Here is a 20769-nt window from a genome sequence, read left to right as displayed (position 1 = left end):
GCGGCTCTTTTTCTTACAAAACAAATTTGCAAGCAAATGGTTTTTGGGTAGGGTCAATGGGGGATTTGTTTTGAGATGGGGTGTGTCATAATTTTTCAAAAATTCTGGAGGTGTTTATGAATCAAAAAATACTGTTTGTTTTGATCGTTCTGTTTTCTTTCGGGGCGGCACATGTCGTTTCCGCCCGGCCAGCTTCGGCGTTGAGTGATGCGCCGCCGTCGCTTGGATTCTCTGAGATCGCCAGCGGATTGTCATCGCCGGTCTCCATCACGAACGCAGGCGATGCCTCCGGGCGGTTGTTCATCACCCTGCAAGGCGGGCAGATCGTCATCTATGATGGCTCGCAGGTTTCGCCCACTCCGTTTTTGAATATTGCCCCGCTCATTCGCAGCGGCAATGAGCAGGGACTTCTGAGCGTGGCTTTTCATCCCAACTATGAAAGCAATGGATATTTCTACGTCTACTACACACGCTTGTCAGATGCGGCGCTGGTCATCGCACGTTACGAAGTTTCAGCGGATCCAAACATAGCCGACGCAGGGTCTGCCTCGATCTTGTTGACCATCCCCCATGCAGAAGCCTCGAACCACAACGGCGGACAGTTGCAATTTGGCCCCGATGGATATTTGTACATTGGCACTGGTGATGGCGGCACGGGCGGCGCGTATTCGCAGGATGGCTCGTCGCTGCTCGGCAAGATGCTGCGGATCAATGTCAATGGAGCTGCACCATACACAATTCCCGCCGATAATCCCTTTGTGTCCGATCCCGCCGTCGCCGATGAGATTTGGGCGTTGGGTTTGCGCAATCCCTGGCGATTTTCGTTCGATTCTTTGACGGGTGATTTGATCATCGCCGATGTGGGCCAGAACGCGTGGGAGGAAGTGAACGTTCAGCCCGCCTCCAGCACGGGCGGACAAAATTACGGCTGGCCCTGTTACGAAGGGATGCATAGCAGCGGTGACACTTCTACCTGTACGATTGGAACGATCACCAGCCCCGTGGTCGAATACGAGCATGGCGCATCCGATGCCAACGGCTGTTCCATCAGCGGCGGCTATCGTTATCGTGGAAGTGAATTTCAAAGCCTGAAAGGTGTTTACCTGTACGGCGATTTTTGCACAGGCCGCATTTGGGGTGCGGAGCCGAGCAACGGTTCGTGGGTTGCCGTGGAATTGGCCGATACTGATTATGGCGTCACTACTTTTGGTGAAGATGAAAATGGCGAACTGTACGTTGCGGATTTCTTCGGTGGCGTGATCTACAAAGTTCAAGCCACCACCTTCACCGACGTGCCGCTCGATCATCCCCTGTATGCATACATCGAAGCTTTATATGATGCGGGCTACACCGCAGGATGCAGTTCCAGCCCATTGATGTACTGCCCCGATACGATCCTTGACCGTGCCCAATCTGCCGTGTTCATGCTGCGCGGACAAATGGGCACTGGGTACACTCCTCCGCCCGCGCCGTGGGATACCTTCACCGATGACTGGACTGGCTTCGAATGGGCCCAGCCGTGGGCCGAAGGCATGTATCAGGAAGGCTTAACGGGTGGCTGTCAGACAAGCCCATTGATGTACTGCCCCGCCACCCAGCTTCCGCGTGTGGAGGCAAGCGTTTTTGGCCTGCGGATGAAATACGGCGTGAATTACACCCCGCCCGCTGCAATGGGGACTCTGTTTGCCGACTTCCCCTCCACCGACCCAAGCTACTGGGCGATCGATTGGGCCGAACAGGCGTATTTGGATGGGTTGCTTCCTGCCTGCGGTACCGACACGGTCAGCGGCAAGCCAATGTTCTGTCCAAACGAATTGGTGGATCGAGGTTGGGGTGCATTCTTGATCGTCAACGCCAAGAATCTTCCATTGCCATAGAGTCCAACAGAAAACCAAATAACAGTCGCTCATTCAGGATGAATGAGCGACTGTTATGGAATCTGAACCAAGTCATTTCAAAAAAGATAGGCATGGTCAAAGTGGGTCATTTTGTAAGCATATAGAAAGGTTCTCCCCCAATTCATCACTGGTTAACAGCAATCCAACGGACATTTCATTTTTGTTTTTTATAAAATGTTGTCCCTAACAACATTGTGGGCGATTCTAACAATTATGCCCGATATACATTTCACTCGAACATGCCGATAATTATGATACTGAAAAAGAGGATGATATGAAAAACCATTTGCGGTTTTTTCGTTTTGCTTTAGTAATGATTATGCTGGTGATCATTTGTGCAAATGCGCCTGTTGCTTCCGCTTCATCACAAACAAAAAAGATAGGTTTACAACCCGGTCTCGTATCTGATTTGTATGATACAGGCGACCCTGTATTGACCGATATTTGGGTGGACGCGGTCAATGGCAGTGATTCCAACGACGGCTCCACGCCTGCTTCCGCCTTCCGCACTCTCACCGCCGCGTGGAACAGCATCCCCACGACCAATCCGCTTACACAGGGGCGGCGTATCAACCTGCAGCCCGGTACCTACACCGAAAGCATGATCCCCAATTATTGGGAAAATCGCTATGGAACTTTCATCGCACCGATCTTTATTCGCGGCAATGGTTCTTCACGGGGCGAAGTTGTCCTGCAGGGCACGGTCAATATGTATAACGTGCATTACATCTACTTTGAGAATTTGAGCATGATCTTCAACGGCGATGTATTCCATTGTGAGTTGTGCAATCACATCCTGCTGCGGAATACGGTTTTGAATGGCGGCATGTTCGCGCACGAGACCATCAAGGTCAACCAGTCGCAATACTTGTATGTTGAGAACAGCGATATTTCAGGCTCCTACGAAAACGCCATTGATTATGTTGCTGTGCAATACGGGCATGTTGTCAACAGCCAGATTCATGCTGCGGATGATTGGTGCGCGTATTTCAAGGGCGGCTCCGCTTATCTGCGTTTCGAATCAAACGTTGTATATGACTGCGGTACAGGCGGTTTCACGGCTGGGCAAGGGACCGGGTTCCAATACATGACCTCTCCCTGGCTTCAATATGAAACCTACGATATCAAAGTTGTGAACAACGTCATCCATGACACCGAGGGCGCAGGGTTGGGCGTGAATGGCGGCTATAACATTTTGATGGCCTACAACACCCTGTATCGTGTCGGCAGCACATCGCATGTGATCGAGGTGGTTTTTGGCGGCCGCACTTGCGACGGTCAGGCGGGCGACCCCGGCCGCGAACTGTGTCAGCAAAATCTTAACCTGGGCGGGTGGGGCACCACAGCGGTGGATAACGGCTCGAACTCGGTTCACATCCCCGATAGAAATGTTTTTATCTACAACAATATTGTCTACAACCCGGCGGGCTTTCAAAGCCAATGGCAGCATTTTGCCATCTACGATTCACGCACAAACCCGGCAGGGACGAATGCTCCAAGCCCAGCTCATACCGATACGAATTTGAATATTCGCGGCAATGTGATCTGGAATGGCGATTCGGGCATGGCGTTGGGGATCGAAGGCAATTCCGATGCCTGCACTGCCAGCAACCCGACTTGTAACGAAACCCAACTGCGTGCCGATAATGCCATCAATACCGTCGAGCCTTTGCTGGTGAATCCATCTACTGGTGATTTTCACATCAATGGTACCTGGGCGGCGGGTGTCACCACCTACGATATTCCCGATTTTGTCTGGGATATCGGCGGCGTACCGGGCGGCGATAACAGCAATGCAGTTCCCATTGATTTTGAAGGCGTGACCCGCACGGGCAGCAACCCGCCGGGGGCATTTTTTGGCGGCGGGTCTGACACCATCTTTGGCGATGTAACTTCAAGTTATTGGGCGTGGCCTTTTATTGAGCGTTTGTACAACGCTGGCATTACAGGCGGCTGTAATACATCGCCGTTGATGTATTGCCCTGAATCATCCGTCACACGCGCACAGATGGCCATCTTCATCCTGCGCGGTATTCATGGCAGCGCCTATGTTCCGCCGACTGCTTCGGGTGCGGTTTTTGCAGATGTCCCTCTCGGGGCGTTCGCTGTTGATTGGATCGAGCAGCTTGCGGCGGAGGGAGTGACCGCTGGTTGTGGCGGTGGCAACTATTGTCCCGATGCATCCATCACACGCGCGCAAATGGCCATCTTTCTGCTGCGCGGTGAACATGGCAGTACCTACGTTCCTCCTGTTGGTACAGGCGCGGTCTTTGGTGATGTTCCTGCCGGTGCCTTCGCCGTGGATTGGATTGAGCAACTGGCCGCTGAAGGCATCACCAGCGGCTGTGGCGGCGGCAATTACTGCCCCGATGCAAATGTGACCCGCGCCGAAATGGCTGTCTTTTTGGTGAGGGCATTTAGTCTGCCTTAGGAGAGGTTCTGATATGAAAACACGGCTTCATCGATCCAGTTCGACACAGGGGTTGATGAAGCCGTTTATTTTTTCGGTAGATGAACCTAAAAAAATTGTAAGAAGAAAAAAATTCAGTGGATGTACCTTGCTGCAAACAAACAAAAACAAAATCAGTTTGCAAACAAGGGTTGTGATCGAAACCCGATTCACAACACAAGGAGGTCGATATGTATAAAACCAGGTCAATTTATTTGTTTCCGAAAGTTCTGCCCTCAATCGCCCTGACGATTCTATTGTTTGTGCCTTTTTTGGCAGGGAATATTGAGTCAGCTCAAGCATTAAGTGTGGGCGCGGAACCAAATCAGGAAAACGGTGAGACTCTGTATTATTTTGCAGAAGGAAACCGCATTCCATTGACTCCATCCCTCCATTGGATTTCTGTGAAATTTTCCGACAACCTGTCTGCTCAAACTGCGGCGCTCGAAAATTTCTCTCCGATGCTCGGGTCGCTGGATCAGGCGCGCCCTATCCTTTTTGGCGACATCACCCTGTTGCCTTTGAAAGCGAACATGAATGAGCAATCGGTTTTGGCGGGCGTCAAGTCAATGCGTGCAGATACGGCGAATTTTTCTCAAGCCTATCCAGTCTTTCAAACTGCGGATGCAGAGATGGCCCTGACTGATGAATTCATCGTCACATTCCCAGTTGGTTTCAGCATGGATGATATCCATGCGATCAATGCATTCCATGGAGTTGAACTGGTCGATCCCATTTTGGGTCAGGACAATACTTTTATATTGCGGGTTGCCAGCGGGGTGGATGTGCTTGCGATGGCGAACCTGTATCAGGAGAGTGGAGTTGCGCTTCATTCCGCGCCGAATTTTGTTCGCATCTTAATGAGCAGACCAGCCGTTGGGCAGATGCCTCAATCTATCGCGCCGATGGCGGATGTGAACGATCCCCTATATGCCAATCAATGGCATTTGAATAATATCCAACAATTTGGGGCAGGGACGACATATGATGCCGATATCGATGCGCCAGAAGCATGGGATCTGACCACTGGCAGTTCGTCCGTCATCATTGCAGTGATCGATGAAGGCGTGGACTTGACGCATGAAGACTATAAATCCAATCTTGTCGCTGGGTATGATGCCACCGGCCTTGGCAACAAGGGTGAACCAGTGGGTGATGATGCCCACGGAACCAATGTCGGTGGTTTGATGGCGGCCAGCGCAAACAATGGACTCGGCGTGGCGGGAGTATGTCCGCAATGCCGCATCATGCCTGTCCGCGTTGCTTATGGGGACAAATATGGATATTGGGTAACCGATGATGTCACTATTGCAAATGGCATCGCCTGGGCCTATCAGAACGGCGCTTCGATTTTGAATAACAGCTGGGGTGGTGGGCTGGAATCCACAGCGATCACCACTGCAATTACCAATGCAAAGTCTTTTGGCCGCAACGGCAAAGGCTCTGTGGTTATCTTCGCTGCTGGAAACAATAACATGACTGTAACGTATCCAGCGAAGCTTGAAAGCGTGATCACGGTTTCGGCATCGAATTTATGCGACCAGCGCAAACAGCCGGTGAACGATGTCTGCAATGGAAACGAATATTGGTGGGGGAGCAACTACGGCAGTTCAGTGGATATTTCTGCACCGGGTGTCTGGTTGTATTCAACAGATATTATCGGGGCTGCTGGGTATGATACCGGGAATTATTTTGCTGAGATGAATGGCACTTCAGGTTCAGCCCCCATCGTTTCCGGTGTGGCTGGGCTTATCCTTTCGCTTAATCCCACCCTGACGGCTGCTGAAGTTCAGGACATTCTCCAAAACACAGCTGATGACGTCAATGGCGGCGGCTATGATGTGGATATGGGCTATGGACGCGTCAATGCCTATCAGGCGGTGCAAGCAGTGACTCCCTCGGGGTTCACCATCTCTGGCAACGCCGGGGTTGGCGGCGCAGTATTTACTTATATGGATGAGACATCAAAAGCGGTCACAACGGATGGCAGCGGCTTCTATTCGTTCCGAGTCCCCACAGGTTGGTCTGGTACGGTGACTCCGGGTAAATCAGGTTATGAATTCACACCGGTCAGCAAAATCTACAGCAATGTGGATGCGGCGCAGACCGGTCAGGATTACACCGCTTCAACTTCTATTGCCAACCTGATGCAGGATCCAAGCTTTGAAAATTACACTCCCAACGCCTTTTGGGTGGAAGCCTCTGCAAACTCAGTAACTCCTTTATGTACAGTGACAGATTGTCTTAATGGCAACGGTATTGCTGGGCCGAGAACTGGTTCTGTTTGGGCGTGGTTCGGTGGCGCGACAAAAGCCGAATCGATTGTCCTGTCACAGCCTGTTGTTTTCCCCGCAGGCACAGCCAACCTTCGCTTCTATCTCTGGATCACGAAAGCGGATGCGGCCCAAACGACCGACCAATTCAAAGTGACGATTGATCATGCCGTGGTATTTACCGCAAATGCGTCTGAATCGAGTTCCTACTCTGGTTACACCATGGTAAATCTTGACGTGAGTGCATTTGCCGATGGCGCCTCGCATGACATTGCATTTTCGGCCAACACATCCGGGCAAATGGTCAATTTCAATCTGGATGATGTCACTCTGGCCTCTGCCATCCCCACCTTTGAAGATGTACCGCTTGATTATTGGGCGCGCCCATATATTGAGCGTTTGTATAACTCAGGCATCACGCGCGGATGTGGTTCCAATCCATTGACCTACTGTCCGCTTGATACGGTGACGCGCACGCAAATGGCTATTTTTATCCTGCGTGGGATTCATGGCAACAATTACGTACCGCCCAATGCCAGTGGTGCGGTCTTTACCGATGTGACAGCCGATGCTTTTGGCGCGGCCTGGATCGAACAATTTGCATTGGAAGGCATCACCTCCGGATGCGGTTCTGGAATATTCTGCCCAAACGATAATGTGACGCGCGCACAGATGGCCATCTTCCTTCTCAAAGGAAAGCACGGATCATCCTATGTCCCGCCTGCAGCCAGCGGTGATTTTGTGGACGTGCCCGTAGGCTCGTTCGCTGCGGATTGGATCGAGCAGCTTGCCGCCGAAGGCATCACCAGCGGATGCGGCGGCGGGAATTTCTGCCCGGATCAAAACGTCACCCGTGATCAGATGGCTGTTTTTTTGGTGAGGATATTCAGCCTGCCGTAGGAAAATCGTTTTCACGAAAACACGACTCCATCAGTCCAGTTCGATTCAAGGATTGATGGAGTCGTTGACTTATCTTGGGGAAGAGAATAATATTGACCTATTCACGAAGCGAAGGTTGTAATGGAAAGGTCATTGGGTAACTATTTGACTGGGATTATCATGGGATGCGATTATTTGAAATAATTTATTATGCATGGCAATCAAGATAGGTTTTAGTTAGATGGTTCAGTCAAAATTTTGATTTACGACTTAAGGAGAATAGATATGCGTAATACCCGATCGGTACAATTGTTTTCAAAGCTGCTATCCGCAATTACTTTGGCAGCCATGATCTTTTCCGCATTCCTGGCTGGGAATATTGGATCAGCACAGGCTTTGGGAGGGAGAGCCGCGCGATCAACCCAGGAGGATGGAAACACCCTTTTTTATTTTGCCGAAGGAAAACGCATTCAATTAACCCCTTCCTTGAGTTGGATATCAGTGAAATTCACCAGTGACGACCCGGCTGCTCAATCTGCTGCAGTGGGAGGTTTTGGCGCAATGCTTGGTTCATTGGATCAGGCACGGCCGATCCTTTTTGGCAATATCACCCTGCTGCCTTTGAAGGCGAATGTTACGGAACAAGCGCTTTTGGAAGGAATCCAATCGCTGCGCGCTGATAAAGAAAACTTCTCGCAAGTGAATCCAGTCTTCCAGACCCCAGATGCCGAAATGGCTCTTACGGATGAATTTATCGCCACCTTCCCTTCGGATTTCAGCATGGATGATATCGATGCAATCAATGCCTTTCACAGTGTCGAATTGGTTGACTCTATCCTGGGACAGGACAATACCTTTTTGCTGCGTGTTGCCACCGGGGTGGATGTGCTTGCAATGGCGAACCTGTATCAGCAGAGTGGGGTCGCGCTTCATTCCGCACCGAATTTTGTCCGCATCGTGAAGATCAATCCGACGGAAGGACAGACGGGGCAATATGTCGGACCGATGGCGGGCACGAACGATACTTATTATCCCAGCCAATGGCATTTGAATAACAACCAGCAATATGGGTCTGGGACGACGAATGACGCCGATATCGACGCCCCGGAAGCATGGGACCGCACCACGGGCAGTTCGTCGGTCATCATCGCCGTGATCGATGAAGGTGTGGATCTGGCGCATGAAGATTTAAGTTCCAAGCTTGTCGCTGGTTATGATGCCACCGGGCTTGGCAGCGGCGGCGGCCCTTCCGGTGATGATGCTCACGGCACGAACGTGGGTGGTCTTGCGGCCGCCAGTAGCAGTAACGGACTCGGTGTAGCCGGGGTATGTCAACAATGCCGCATTATGCCTGTCCGCATTGCTTATAGCGACATGTTTGGATATTGGGTAACAAACGATGCCACCATTGCAAATGGCATTACCTGGGCCTATCAAAACGGCGCATCCATTTTGAATAATAGTTGGGGCGGCGGACTCGAAGCCACTGTCATCAATACGGCGATTTCCAATGCGAAGACCCTGGGTCGCGGTGGAAAAGGTTCCGTGGTCGTATTTTCGGCTGGGAACAGTAATTCGTCGGTTTCCTACCCAGCCTATCTGGATAGCGTGATCGCGGTAGTTGCATCAAACTTGTGCGACCAGCGCAAAAAACCGATTGCTGATGTCTGCAACGGATATGAATATTGGTGGGGCAGCAACTATGGCAGCCCGGTTGATATTTCTGCGCCGGGTGTCTGGTTGTATTCAACCGACATCACAGGAGCGGCTGGTTATACCCCTGGAAATTATTTCGCTGAAATGAACGGGACATCTGGTGCCGCTCCCATTGTTTCCGGTGTGGCCGGGTTGGTTCTTTCGCTCGATTCAAATTTGACAGCCATCGAAGTTCAGACGATCCTCCAAAACACAGCTGATGATGTGAATGGCGGCGGATATGATGTTGAAATGGGACATGGGCGTGTCAATGCATATCGTGCCGTGCAGGCGGTGACTACGTCGGGTTTCACCATTTCAGGCGACGCCGGAATTGGCGGCGCGACACTTACCTACACTGATGGAACCGTGAAGACCACCATAGCAGATAGCAACGGTCTGTACTCGTTCCAAATTCCCTCTGGCTGGTCTGGCACAGTGACCCCAACCAAAACGGGTTATGAATTCACGCCTATCAGCAGAAGCTATACCAGTGTTGGCGCGGATCAGCCTAATCAGAATTACGCTGCGGCCGTTCCCATTGTCAACCTGTTGCAGGACCCAAGCTTTGAAGATTACACACCCAGCACGCATTGGGTGGAGACTTCCACAAACTTTGTGACACCGCTATGCACAATTGCAGACTGCACCAACGGTGCCGTACCGCCCGGACCGCGAACTGGTTCTGTTTGGGCATGGTTTGGCGGCACAACCAAAGATGAAGCCAGTTCTGTGACGCAGACGGTTGTCTTCCCCACCGGCACAGCCAACCTTCGGTTCTATCTTTGGATCGGTCGCGCTGATTCTGGCAGGGGAGCGGCCGACCAGTTCACAGTCACAGTGGATGGCGTGGTGGTATTCACTGCAGATGCAACGGAAATGAGCGCCTACTCAAGTTATACGATGGTGAATCTCGATGTCAGCTCATTTGCCGATGGCGCTTCACATGACATTGCATTTGCCGCCAACACATCCGGGCAGATGGTCAATTTCAATCTGGATGACATTACCCTGGCAGAAGCCATCCCCACCTTTACAGATGTGCCGCTTGATTATTGGGCGCGCTCATATATTGAACGATTGTATAACTCCGGCATCACACGTGGATGCGGTTCCAACCCGTTGACGTATTGTCCGCTTGACTCGGTGACCCGTACCCAGATGGCCATTTTCATTCTGCGCGGTATTCATGGCAGCGGCTACACTCCTCCGGAAGCCAGCGGCACCGTATTTTCAGACGTGACGACCAGCACATTTGGCGCCGCATGGATCGAACAATTTGCCCTGGAAGGAATCACCTCCGGATGCGGTTCTGGAAAATTCTGTCCGAACGATTATGTGACCCGCGCCCAGATCGCGATCTTCCTGCTCAAAGGCAAACATGGGTCAACCTATGTACCGCCTGCAGCTAGTGGCGATTTCACCGATGTCCCCGTTGGCTCCTTTGCAGCAGATTGGATCGAACAGCTTGCGGCGGAAGGCATCACCAGTGGATGCGGCGGCGGGAATTTCTGTCCCAGTCAGAATGTCACCCGTGATCAGATGGCCGTTTTCCTTGTGAAGACATTTAATCTGCCCTAAGACAGATATGCTTTGAACACAAAAAGAGCTTCCGCATAGGGAGCTCTTTTTGTATTCAAAAGACACACAGCAGACTTCGAGTTAAACATCCATCTAAACCGAGCTTGCAAAAATGTTAATTAAGCCATTTGCACTGGTACATAGGTCGCCTACATGCAAAATATCGAATCAGTTAACATACCATTCTATTAATACAGATTGATTTGTTGTTCATCACTTTAATACTTGATGCAAAGGAATTTTTAAAATGAATAAACAAAAACCGTCCACGCTTTTTAGAGTTTTCTTCCTTTTTGCCTTGCTCTTCAATCTTGCAGGGACACCGGCTCCTTCAGTTGTCGATGCGGCTGTGATCACGCCCAACCCCATTCTGTTCGTAACACAGCTTCCCATTCGGCAGGATTTCACTACGATCGGTGCCGTGTTCGGGAATCACAAATCAGGCATGCAGGATGTCGGCCGCGGCGGCGATCTTTGGATCCGTTATGGAGACGGCTCGTTGAAAAACCTGACGCAAGCCGCGGGGTATGGCAGCACGGGCGCAAATGGTTTTCAGGATCACAATGCCATTGCCGTGCGAGATCCATCCGTCTATTGGGATGGAACAAAGGCGCTCTTTAGCATGGTGATCGGTGCGCCCGAACAACAGTATGTGTGGGAAACCTATTACTGGCAAATTTATGAGATCACCGGCCTGGGGAAGAATCAAACCCCTGTCATCACCAAGGTGCCAAATCAGCCTGCCAACTTTAATAACATCACCCCCATTTACGGCACCGACGACCGTATTATTTTTACGACCGACCGTCCGCGTGATGGATCGGCGCACTTGTATCCGCAATTGGATGAATATGAAGAAGCTCCCACTGTCAGCGGGCTGTGGAGTCTTGACCCAGGTACGGGCGATCTCTTTATGATGAATCATGCGCCGTCCGGTGATTTCACGCCGATCGTTGATAGTTACGGACGAGTCATCTTTACGCAGTGGGATCATCTCCAACGCGACCAGCAGGCGGATGCCGATAAATACGACGGCGGAACCTACGGAACCTTCAACTGGTCGGACGAGTCGGCAGGGTCCACCCCGCTCAACACCCGTACCGAAATTTTCCCGGAGCCGCGTGCCGAGGAAGAAGCCGCCGGGACAAACCTGATGCCGCATACATTCAACATGTTCATGCCCTGGCAGATCAACGAAGATGGCACAGAGCCTGAAACGCTCAATCACATTGGCCGCCATGAACTAAGCCATTACATCCAGAATTCTTTTACCGATGATCCCAACGTGGTGTACAACTCTCCAGGCCCGATCTTTAATCAAAACAAGATCGATATTTTCCTGCAGATCAAAGAATCGCCCACCAGCCCGGGGACATATTTCGGTTCCACCATGCCGGAGTTTGGCACCCATGCTTCGGGTCAGATCATCAGCATGACGGCTCCTCCCGGATTGGATGCGGACCATATTGCCGTTACCCACATCACTCACCCCGATACCAGCAGCACAACAGCTACAGCCAATCATAGCGGTCATTATCGTGACCCATTGCCGCTGGCCGATGGAACCCTGATCGCCGCTCATACCAGCCAGACCGGCTACGACGCCTCGTCCGGACCATCCATTTATGATTTTCGTTTGAAGACACTTACGGTTTCAGGCAATGGCTATCGCACCGCCAATCAAACATTGACCTCTGGTATTGTAGAGACCATCAGCTTTTGGGATCCGGATACCAAGATCACATACTCCGGAGCCTTATGGGAATTGCAGCCCGTTGAAGTGCGTGCCCGCACGCGGCCTGCGAAGCATACTTCCACATTGGGTCAGCCCGAACAACAGGTGTTCGATCAGGCCGGGGTGAACGTGACCGAATTCCAAGCGTATATGAAAGCAAATAACATTGCCCTCATTGTCAGTCACAATGTGACCACGCGCGATGACGCCGATGTTCAACAGCCGCTTAATTTACATATTCCTAATGGTGTGCAGACCATTTACAAGTCTGGCAAGATATATGATGTTGCCTATTTACAGCTTTTTCAAGCAGACCAGCTGCGCGGGATCGGCGGTACACAATCACCGCGTGAAGGCAGGCGTGTCCTTGCCCAATTGCTGCATGATGCCGGTGTGGCCGTTGTCCAGCCGCCCAACCCTGATGGGCCGCCCTCCAGTGTTGTTCTTGGCGAAGATGGTTCAATGGCGGCTTTTGTGCCAGCCCGTCGGGCGATGACCTGGCAGTTGACAGACCCTGCCGGTGTGGGCGTGGTCCGTGAACGTGTCTGGGTCACCTTTCAGCCGGGCGAGATCCGAGTTTGTACTTCCTGCCACGGGGTGAATGAACGGGATCAAAGCGGCAACCCATCACCGGAAAATCAGCCGCAAGCCTTGCTGAGTCTTTTGGAGTATTGGAAGGTAGCCAGCAACAGCTTGTTTGCAGATGTCCCTGCTTCACATTGGGCGAGCAGTTTCATTGAGCGATTGTACAACGCGGGGATCACCGGCGGATGCGGCACAGCGCCGTTGATGTATTGCCCAGACGCCACGGTAACCCGCGCGCAAATGGCGATCTTCATTTTGCGCGGCATGCATGGAAGTTCCTATGTTCCTCCAGCCGCAACGGGCACGGTCTTTGCCGATATCCCCGTCGACGCCTTTGCTGCTGATTGGATCGAGCAGCTTGCGGCGGAGGGAGTGACCGCGGGCTGTGGCGGCGGCAATTATTGTCCCGATGCAACCATCACCCGCGCGCAGATGTCCATCTTCCTCTTGCGTGGAAAATATGGCAATGCCTACACTCCGCCCGCGGCGAGTGGATTAATTTTCGGCGATGTCCCAGTTGATGCCTTCGCAGCGGATTGGATCGAACAACTCGCTGCTGAAGGTGTCACCAGCGGATGCGGCGGCGGCAACTATTGTCCCGATGCAAATGTGACCCGTGCTGAAATGGCGGTCTTTTTGGTGAGGGCATTCAACTTGCCATAGATTTTCAAATAAATTAATGAGAGCGTCTCTGTTTCTGACAGAGACGCTTTTTATTTTTCGGCTCTTGAATTCACATAGTAAACCTTGTATAGTGATAAAAGCGCCTTGTAAACCTACAATTTATTTCGGAAGGGAGCATTTCACATGTCCGCGAAATCATCTGTTTTCCGCATTCTGCTTGGTTTGCTTGTTTCTGCTCTTATGCTGGCTTCAGTGCATACAGTCCATGCCACTGAGTCAACTCGAATGGAGGATGGAAGCGGTCTTACCGCGCCGTTCGCTGATCCTGCTTTAACGTGGAGTACTTTCCTCGGAGGAAGCGGAGGGGACTTTGCGCAGAATATGGCCGTCGATGCCACGGGGAATGTTTATGTCATTGGGTACAGCGATTCAGATTGGGGGAGTCCGATTCGTGCTTTTGATTCTGCAAACGATGCTTTTGTCGCAAAATTCGATTCATCGGGCAATCTGCTTTGGAATACTTTTCTGGGTGGCGGGGGAGACGATGTTGGGCTGAGCATTGTCACAAGTGGAAGCAGCATTTTTGTGGCGGGTTATAGTAATGACACTTGGGATTGCTCACCCGTCACCTGCACGGTTAATGCCTACACACTCGGCTATGATGCCTTCGCCGCAAAACTTGACTCGAGCGGTAACGTGAGCTGGATTACTTTTCTGGGTAGTAATGGCGCAGACTTTGGTCGTGGCATCGCAGTAGATGGAAGTGGAAATATCTATGTGGCAGGAGCAAGCGACGGTACATGGGGCGCTCCGATTCAATCTCATGCTGGCGGCGACTATGACGGTTTTGCCGCCAAGTTGAATTCATCAGGTGCACTGACCTGGAACACGTTTCAAGGCAGCGGCGGCCATGATCAAACCTGGGGCATCGCCGTGGATGTAAGCGGGAATGCCTATATTACTGGCTACAGCAATGATACTTGGGGCAGTCCATTGATCGCTTATGATGCAGATTACGATGGCTTCGCCGCGAAGTTAGATGGCAGTGGTGTCCTAACCTGGAACACCTTCCTCGGTGGAAGTGCGGAGGATCACAGCTCTGCCATCTTTTTGGATGGGAGCGGTGTTTATCTAACGGGATATAGCACCGATGGATGGGGCAGCCCGGTGCGGGCCTATACCTCTGGTAATGATGTCTTTGCCGCAAAACTAACATCCTCCGGAGCTTTGACATGGAATACCTTCCTCGGTGGAACTGGGAGTGATGCTGGTTATGCCATCGCTGCAAATGGAAGCGATGTTTATGTCACAGGCTATAGCACCGATACGTGGGGTAGTCCGGATCGCGCCTTTACCAGCGGATTCGATGGCTTCGCTGCAAAACTAAATGGAAGTGGCGCTCTCGCCTGGAATACCTTCCTCGGTGGCAGTGGAAGTGATTTCGGATCCGGCGTCGGGTTAAGTGGCGGCAGTTTGTATGTTGGCGGCAATAGCGATGACACATGGGGTACACCGATACAGGCTTTTGATGCAGGCACCGATTCGTTCATCGTGAAATTTGCGGGTGAAACCACCCCACCGCCGACCCCTCCGATCTTTGCGGATGTCCCGTTCGCGCATTGGGCCAACAGTTGGATTGAGACTTTATATAATGCCGGTGTCACAGGCGGATGTGCAACGACTCCGCATTTGCTCTATTGTCCCGATGCCGTTGTGACTCGTGCCCAGATGGCGATCTTTATTTTGCGCAGCATGCATGGCAGTGCCTATATTCCTCCAGCGGCGACGGGCATCGTCTTTGCTGATGTTCCAATTGACGCCTTTGCAGCAGATTGGATCGAACAACTGGCGCTCGAAGGAATCACTTCGGGCTGCGGTGATGGTAATTATTGCCCAAATGCAACTGTCACCCGCGCCGAGATGGCGATCTTCCTGTTGCGTGGAAAGTATGGCAGCGCTTATACTCCTCCCGTAGCGACCGGTATTGTCTTTGGCGATGTCCCGACTGGCTCCTTTGCGGCTGACTGGATCGAGCAACTCGCAATCGAAGGTATTACCGGCGGATGCGGTGACGGCAACTATTGTCCCGATATGAATGTGACCCGTGCAGAGATGGCGGTCTTTTTGGTGAGGACGTTTACTTTGCCGTAGGAAGATGGGGTGTAACAATTTGTGTTGAACAGGAGCCGCATAAAATTTTGCGGTTCCTGTTTTTTTGTAAAACAACTTTTGAAACGGATGTGACCATGAAAACCATTAAATCCCTTTGGGGTATAACAGTCGCCTTGACCCTGATGATCGTTTTGACTTTGCCCGGGGGCGCCGCGCTTGGCAGTGAAATGAACATGCCCATGTCTACTAACAGTAACGCGTGGAATTTGATCTGGAGCGATGAGTTCGATGGCACTGCTGTAAATACCAATGATTGGAATTTCAATATCGGCGGTGAAGGCTGGGGAAATAATGAATTGCAGTATTACACCGATGGGCAGAACGTGACCGTGGCAAACGGCGAGTTGGTGATCACTGCCGAAAACAAGAACGGCGGCTATGCCTGTTGGTATGGCCCGTGTGAATATACGTCCACTCGTATGACGACCAAGGCAAAACAGGAATTCAAGTATGGCAAGGTCGAAACGCGGATGAAACTGCCGACCGGGCAGGGCTTATGGCCTGCCTTCTGGATGCTGGGAAGCAATTTCGACCAGGTTGGCTGGCCTGCCTCCGGTGAGATCGATATTATGGAGCATATCAATCTTGAAGAGACCGTATATGGAACCATACACTGGGATGCTGGCGGTTACGCCTCTTATGGCTGCCCATCCACTGATGTGGTGCCCACTGTGGATGTGACTCAGTATCATACCTACGATATTGAATGGGATGCGGAAAAGATCGCCTGGCATGTGGACGGAATTTTGTATTGTGAGGCAAATATCCTGGACAACATCAACAGCACCGAGGAATTCCACGAGCCTTTCTATATTCTGCTCAATCTGGCGGTCGGTGGAGATTGGCCCGGTTCGCCTGACGCTGGGACTGTATTCCCTGCCAGCATGGTTGTGGATTATGTCCGCGTGTATTCTGCGAATGCGGATTCCATTTTTACGGATGTGCCATCCACATATTGGGCGTGGAGCTTTATCGAACGGTTGTACAACGCTGGCATTACTGGCGGGTGCAACACCGCTCCTTTGATGTATTGCCCTGAAGCCACTGTGACTCGCGCGCAAATGGCTGTCTTCATTTTGCGCGGCATGCATGGAAGCACCTATGCTCCTCCATCGGCAACAGGCACGGTCTTTGCAGATGTCCCACTCGGGGCGTTCGCTGCCGATTGGATCGAGCAGTTTGCGGCGGAGGGAGTGACCGCAGGCTGTGGCGGCGGAAACTACTGTCCAGATGCGACCATCACCCGTGCCCAAATGGCAATCTTTCTTTTACGCGGCGAGCATGGCAGCACCTATATTCCTCCGTCAGCGACGGGCACGGTCTTTAGCGACGTTCCCGCTGGCTCATTTGCTGCCGATTGGATCGAACAGTTAGCCGCAGAAGGCATCACCAGTGGATGTGGTGGCGGCAATTACTGTCCGGATAACCCGGTCACACGCGCCGAGATGGCGGTGTTTTTGGTGAGGGCATTTAGCCTGCCATAGGATTTAAAGAGCATAACAACGAAGGCGCCTCCACAAGTGTGAGGCGCTTTTTGTTTGCGGCTGTTTTGATACGGATAATTCTCCCAAAGTGGATAAAGGTACTCTTGTATTGGGCTTGGAAAACCTGTATATTAATACGAGATGCAGTTCAGCGAACTTGTCATGAATTGCACTATCCAGACCGAAAGGGATTATTCGTATGACTACCAAAATATCCATCTTCCGTGTTTTTTCAATGCTGTTTATCTTTATGTTTTTACTGACTCAGTTTGCAGGAGTGAGCGCTGCCCCGGCTTTATCGGATAGCGTGGTGCTGACGCCCGGCAGGGCGATTGCCACCTGGCCGTCTGGCGTTCCTGCCGGGGAGAAACGGCCGGTTGTGGTGTTCCTGCCCGGGTGGGGAGGAAGCGGGTCGGTTGATGCGGCAGTATCCGCTCAAAATATGAATCTTGTGAATCAGGGGTATGTCACTCTGGCCATCGGGTTCAATTCGCCTTCGGATTGGATCAGCGATATCGACGTGCAAACCGCTGATGGGTTGGATAAGCTGTGTGCCGATGCTTCCATCCCCGCCAATTGCGATGCCATTATTTTGGATGGAAGCTCGTATGGAGGTGCGCAGAACTATTACGTGATCGAGTACATTCGCAGTAATGGTTACGATGGAAAAGCCCTGGGGTTTGTTTCTGAGGATGCGGGATATGCCGCTCCGGGAAATTTGATCGACCCCGTTACCGGCGACTTCCAGCGGACGGGCCTGGCTGATACTGCTTCCTATGGCATTGCCATGATCGAGAATTTGGGCGATAGCACCTTCCCTGTGGACGATTGCACCTGGGGCAATTGCGGCGCGCGGACGTTGAGCGATGCACATCAGGCGCAGGGCGATACCAATGTCTTTAGCATTTGTCCGCCTGGCGGCGAGCATGGCACGCGTGGTTATGCCGATTGGGATGCGTGGGTTATCTCATCGATCAAGACATTGTTCCACTCTGTCTATGGCGTGCCGACCTTTACAGGGTACACCGGCCCAACAATTTCTGTTGGCAATACTTGTGTGAGTTCGGGAGGGTCGTCCACTTTTACAGATGTGCCGACGACTCATCCGTTGTATAAATATATCCAGGCGCTTTACGATGCAGGCTACACCGCAGGCTGCTCCAGCAGCCCGATGATGTTCTGCCCCGATACCATTTTTGGATCGTGCGCAATCCGCCGTCTTCATGCTGCGCGGACAAATGGGATCTGGCTATACCCCGCCCGCAGTCACAGGCATCTTTGGCGACAACTGGACTGGTTTCGAATGGGCGCAACCATGGGCCGAAGGCATGTATCAGGAAGGCCTGACCACAGGCTGCCAGAGCAGTCCGTTGCTGTTTTGCCCCGCGAATCAACTTCCGCGTGTGGAGGCCAGCATCTTTGGTCTGCGCATGAAATATGGTGTGGGTTATACCCCTCCCGCCGCGAGTGGAACTTTGTTTGCGGATTTCCCGCCTAGTGACCCAAGCTACTGGGGTATTGACTGGGCAGAGCAAGCTTATCTAGATGGTCTGCTTCCCGCCTGCGGCACAGACAGCATCAGCGGCAAGCCGATGTTCTGCCCGGGTGAATTGGTGGATCGCGGCTGGGGCGCGTACTTGATCGTCAAAGCCAAGAATTTGCCGACACCGTAAAGTTGCAGGAGAAGCAATGAACCGCTTTATAAAATTCTTTTTGGTCGTTGTACTACTTTCCTTCATCACTGCAACGATTCCTGTTCGTGCGGTAAGCCCAACGGCGGCATTGCCCGGATTGTCCATCTCTGGATTGAATATTGTGGCGAATGGACAGCCGATACGATTACGTGGCGTGAACATGGCTGACCCATTTTGGGCGCGTGACCCAAATTTTTACAACTATTCACTAGCCGACTACACTACTCTTTCACAGACATGGCACGCAAATGTGGTGCGAATCAGTATTTTCCCAACTCAATGGAAAAACATGGATCGCCCCACCCTGCTTGCCGGTCTATCCAGTGAGATCAATGCTGCGCTTGATAGCGGAATGTATGTGATCATTTCTTATCACGTCATCGGTTGGCCGGATGGATATTCCCAGCCTGCATATCCGGGCAATCCGGCGGATACCTATGATTCCAGCATGAGCGTGGCAACATCCTTCTGGACGCAAATGGCGCAGATCTACGGAGCGGATACCCGTATCATCTTTGACCTTTGGAATGAACCCGTTCACGACGCCATGGACTACGTTGGGAGCGATCCAAATCCATACTGGGCGCCGCTCAAGGCCTACTATGAGACCCTCATTCAAACGGTGCGCAGTAACGGCGGACAAAATATCATCATCGCCACCGGTAACCGTTGGGCCAGTTGGCTGGTGGGCATCAAGGACAATCCGCTTGCAGATTCGAATGTCATCTATGCTTATCATAAATATTCCATCAACGGATTAAACACCCCTGCAGAGTGGGACAAAGACATGGGCGGGTTGCTCGGCGTGAAGCCCGTCATCGTCAGTGAGTGGGGCTATGAAGATGTGGATGTGTCAAATCCCACCTGGCCGGGGTCCGAAGCCTCCTATGGTGACCCATTCACGCAGTGGATGGATAGTCACAATTTGAGCAGTCTGGCCTGGATGTATCACCACGATTGGACACCTGCTCTCCTCAAGGCAGATAAGAGCCTGACCTTGTATGGAGCCTTTGCCCAGCAGTACATTCTTGCCAATTCATCTTCGTCCACGTTTACAGACGTTCCGACGACTCATCCGCTGTATAAATATATCCAGGCGCTTTACGATGCAGGCTACACCGCAGGCTGCTCCAGCAGCCCGATGATGTTCTGCCCCGATACGATTTTGGATCGTGCGCAATCTGCCGTCTTCATGCTGCGCGGACAAATGGGCTCTGGCTATACCCCGCCAGCTGTCACAGGCATCTTTGGCGATAACTGGACTGGTTTCGAATGGGCGCAACCGTGGGCGGAAGGCATGTATCAAGAAGGCTTAACGCAAGGCTGCCAGAGCAGTCCGTTGCTGTTTTGCCCCGCGAATCAACTTCCGCGTGTGGAGGCCAGCATCTTTGGTCTGCGCATGAAATATGGTGTGGGTTACGCTCCTCCCGCCGCGAGTGGGACTTTGTTTGCTGATTTCCCGCCCAGTGACCCAAGCTACTGGGGCATTGATTGGGCAGAGCAAGCCTACCTGGATGGTCTGCTCCCCGCCTGCGGCACCGACAGCGGCACAGGCAAACCGATGTTCTGCCCAAGTGAATTGGTGAATCGCGGCTGGGGCGCGTACTTGATCGTCAAAGCCAAGAATTTACCGACGCCGTAATTCATTCTCAAATATTACAAATGACAGCCACCTTTATATAGCAGGTGACTGTCATTTG

Annotated in this window: 10 protein-coding genes; all 10 read left to right on the top strand. The window is 52.0% G+C overall.

The window, feature by feature from the left end:
• Positions 1 to 116 precede the first annotated feature (116 nt).
• The 10 genes from IPI86_RS15675 to IPI86_RS15630 all read left to right on the top strand — a co-directional run bounded on the left by IPI86_RS15675 (position 117) and on the right by IPI86_RS15630 (position 20711).
• Entirely contained in the window at positions 117 to 1877 is a 1761-nt protein-coding gene (locus tag IPI86_RS15675) for a PQQ-dependent sugar dehydrogenase (RefSeq protein WP_345298952.1), read from the top strand.
• Between the two features lie 295 nt (positions 1878 to 2172).
• A complete protein-coding gene (locus IPI86_RS15670) occupies positions 2173 to 4329 on the top strand; it encodes an S-layer homology domain-containing protein (protein ID WP_345298951.1) in 2157 nt (718 codons plus the stop codon).
• Positions 4330 to 4538: 209 nt separating this feature from the next.
• Positions 4539 to 7520 (top strand): S8 family serine peptidase, encoded by a 2982-nt coding sequence (locus IPI86_RS15665; RefSeq protein WP_345298950.1) that lies wholly within the window; start codon positions 4539 to 4541, stop codon positions 7518 to 7520.
• 264 nt (positions 7521 to 7784) lie between these two features.
• Positions 7785 to 10775, top strand: coding sequence for a S8 family serine peptidase (locus tag IPI86_RS15660; RefSeq protein WP_345298949.1), 2991 nt, complete (start codon positions 7785 to 7787; stop codon positions 10773 to 10775).
• A 247-nt stretch (positions 10776 to 11022) separates the two neighbouring features.
• Positions 11023 to 13758, top strand: a complete 2736-nt coding sequence (locus tag IPI86_RS15655; protein WP_345298948.1) for an S-layer homology domain-containing protein — start codon at positions 11023 to 11025, stop codon at positions 13756 to 13758.
• 144 nt (positions 13759 to 13902) lie between these two features.
• Complete coding sequence (locus IPI86_RS15650) at positions 13903 to 15870, top strand: SBBP repeat-containing protein (protein ID WP_345298947.1); 1968 nt, start codon at positions 13903 to 13905, stop codon at positions 15868 to 15870.
• 95 nt (positions 15871 to 15965) lie between these two features.
• Entirely contained in the window at positions 15966 to 17375 is a 1410-nt protein-coding gene (locus tag IPI86_RS15645) for a family 16 glycosylhydrolase (RefSeq protein ID WP_345298946.1), read from the top strand.
• Between the two features lie 199 nt (positions 17376 to 17574).
• A complete protein-coding gene (locus IPI86_RS15640; RefSeq protein ID WP_345298945.1) occupies positions 17575 to 18873 on the top strand; it encodes a hypothetical protein in 1299 nt (432 codons plus the stop codon).
• Complete coding sequence (locus IPI86_RS15635) at positions 18851 to 19048, top strand: hypothetical protein (protein ID WP_345298944.1); 198 nt, start codon at positions 18851 to 18853, stop codon at positions 19046 to 19048. Before IPI86_RS15640 ends, IPI86_RS15635 begins: the two co-directional genes overlap by 23 nt.
• A 16-nt stretch (positions 19049 to 19064) precedes the next feature.
• Entirely contained in the window at positions 19065 to 20711 is a 1647-nt protein-coding gene (locus IPI86_RS15630; RefSeq protein WP_345298943.1) for a cellulase family glycosylhydrolase, read from the top strand.
• The last annotated feature ends 58 nt before the right edge of the window (positions 20712 to 20769 follow it).

Source organism: Candidatus Villigracilis affinis, from assembly GCF_016705895.1.
GTDB lineage: Bacteria > Chloroflexota > Anaerolineae > Anaerolineales > Villigracilaceae > Villigracilis > Villigracilis affinis.
This window is presented reverse-complemented; position numbering and strand designations above follow the sequence as displayed.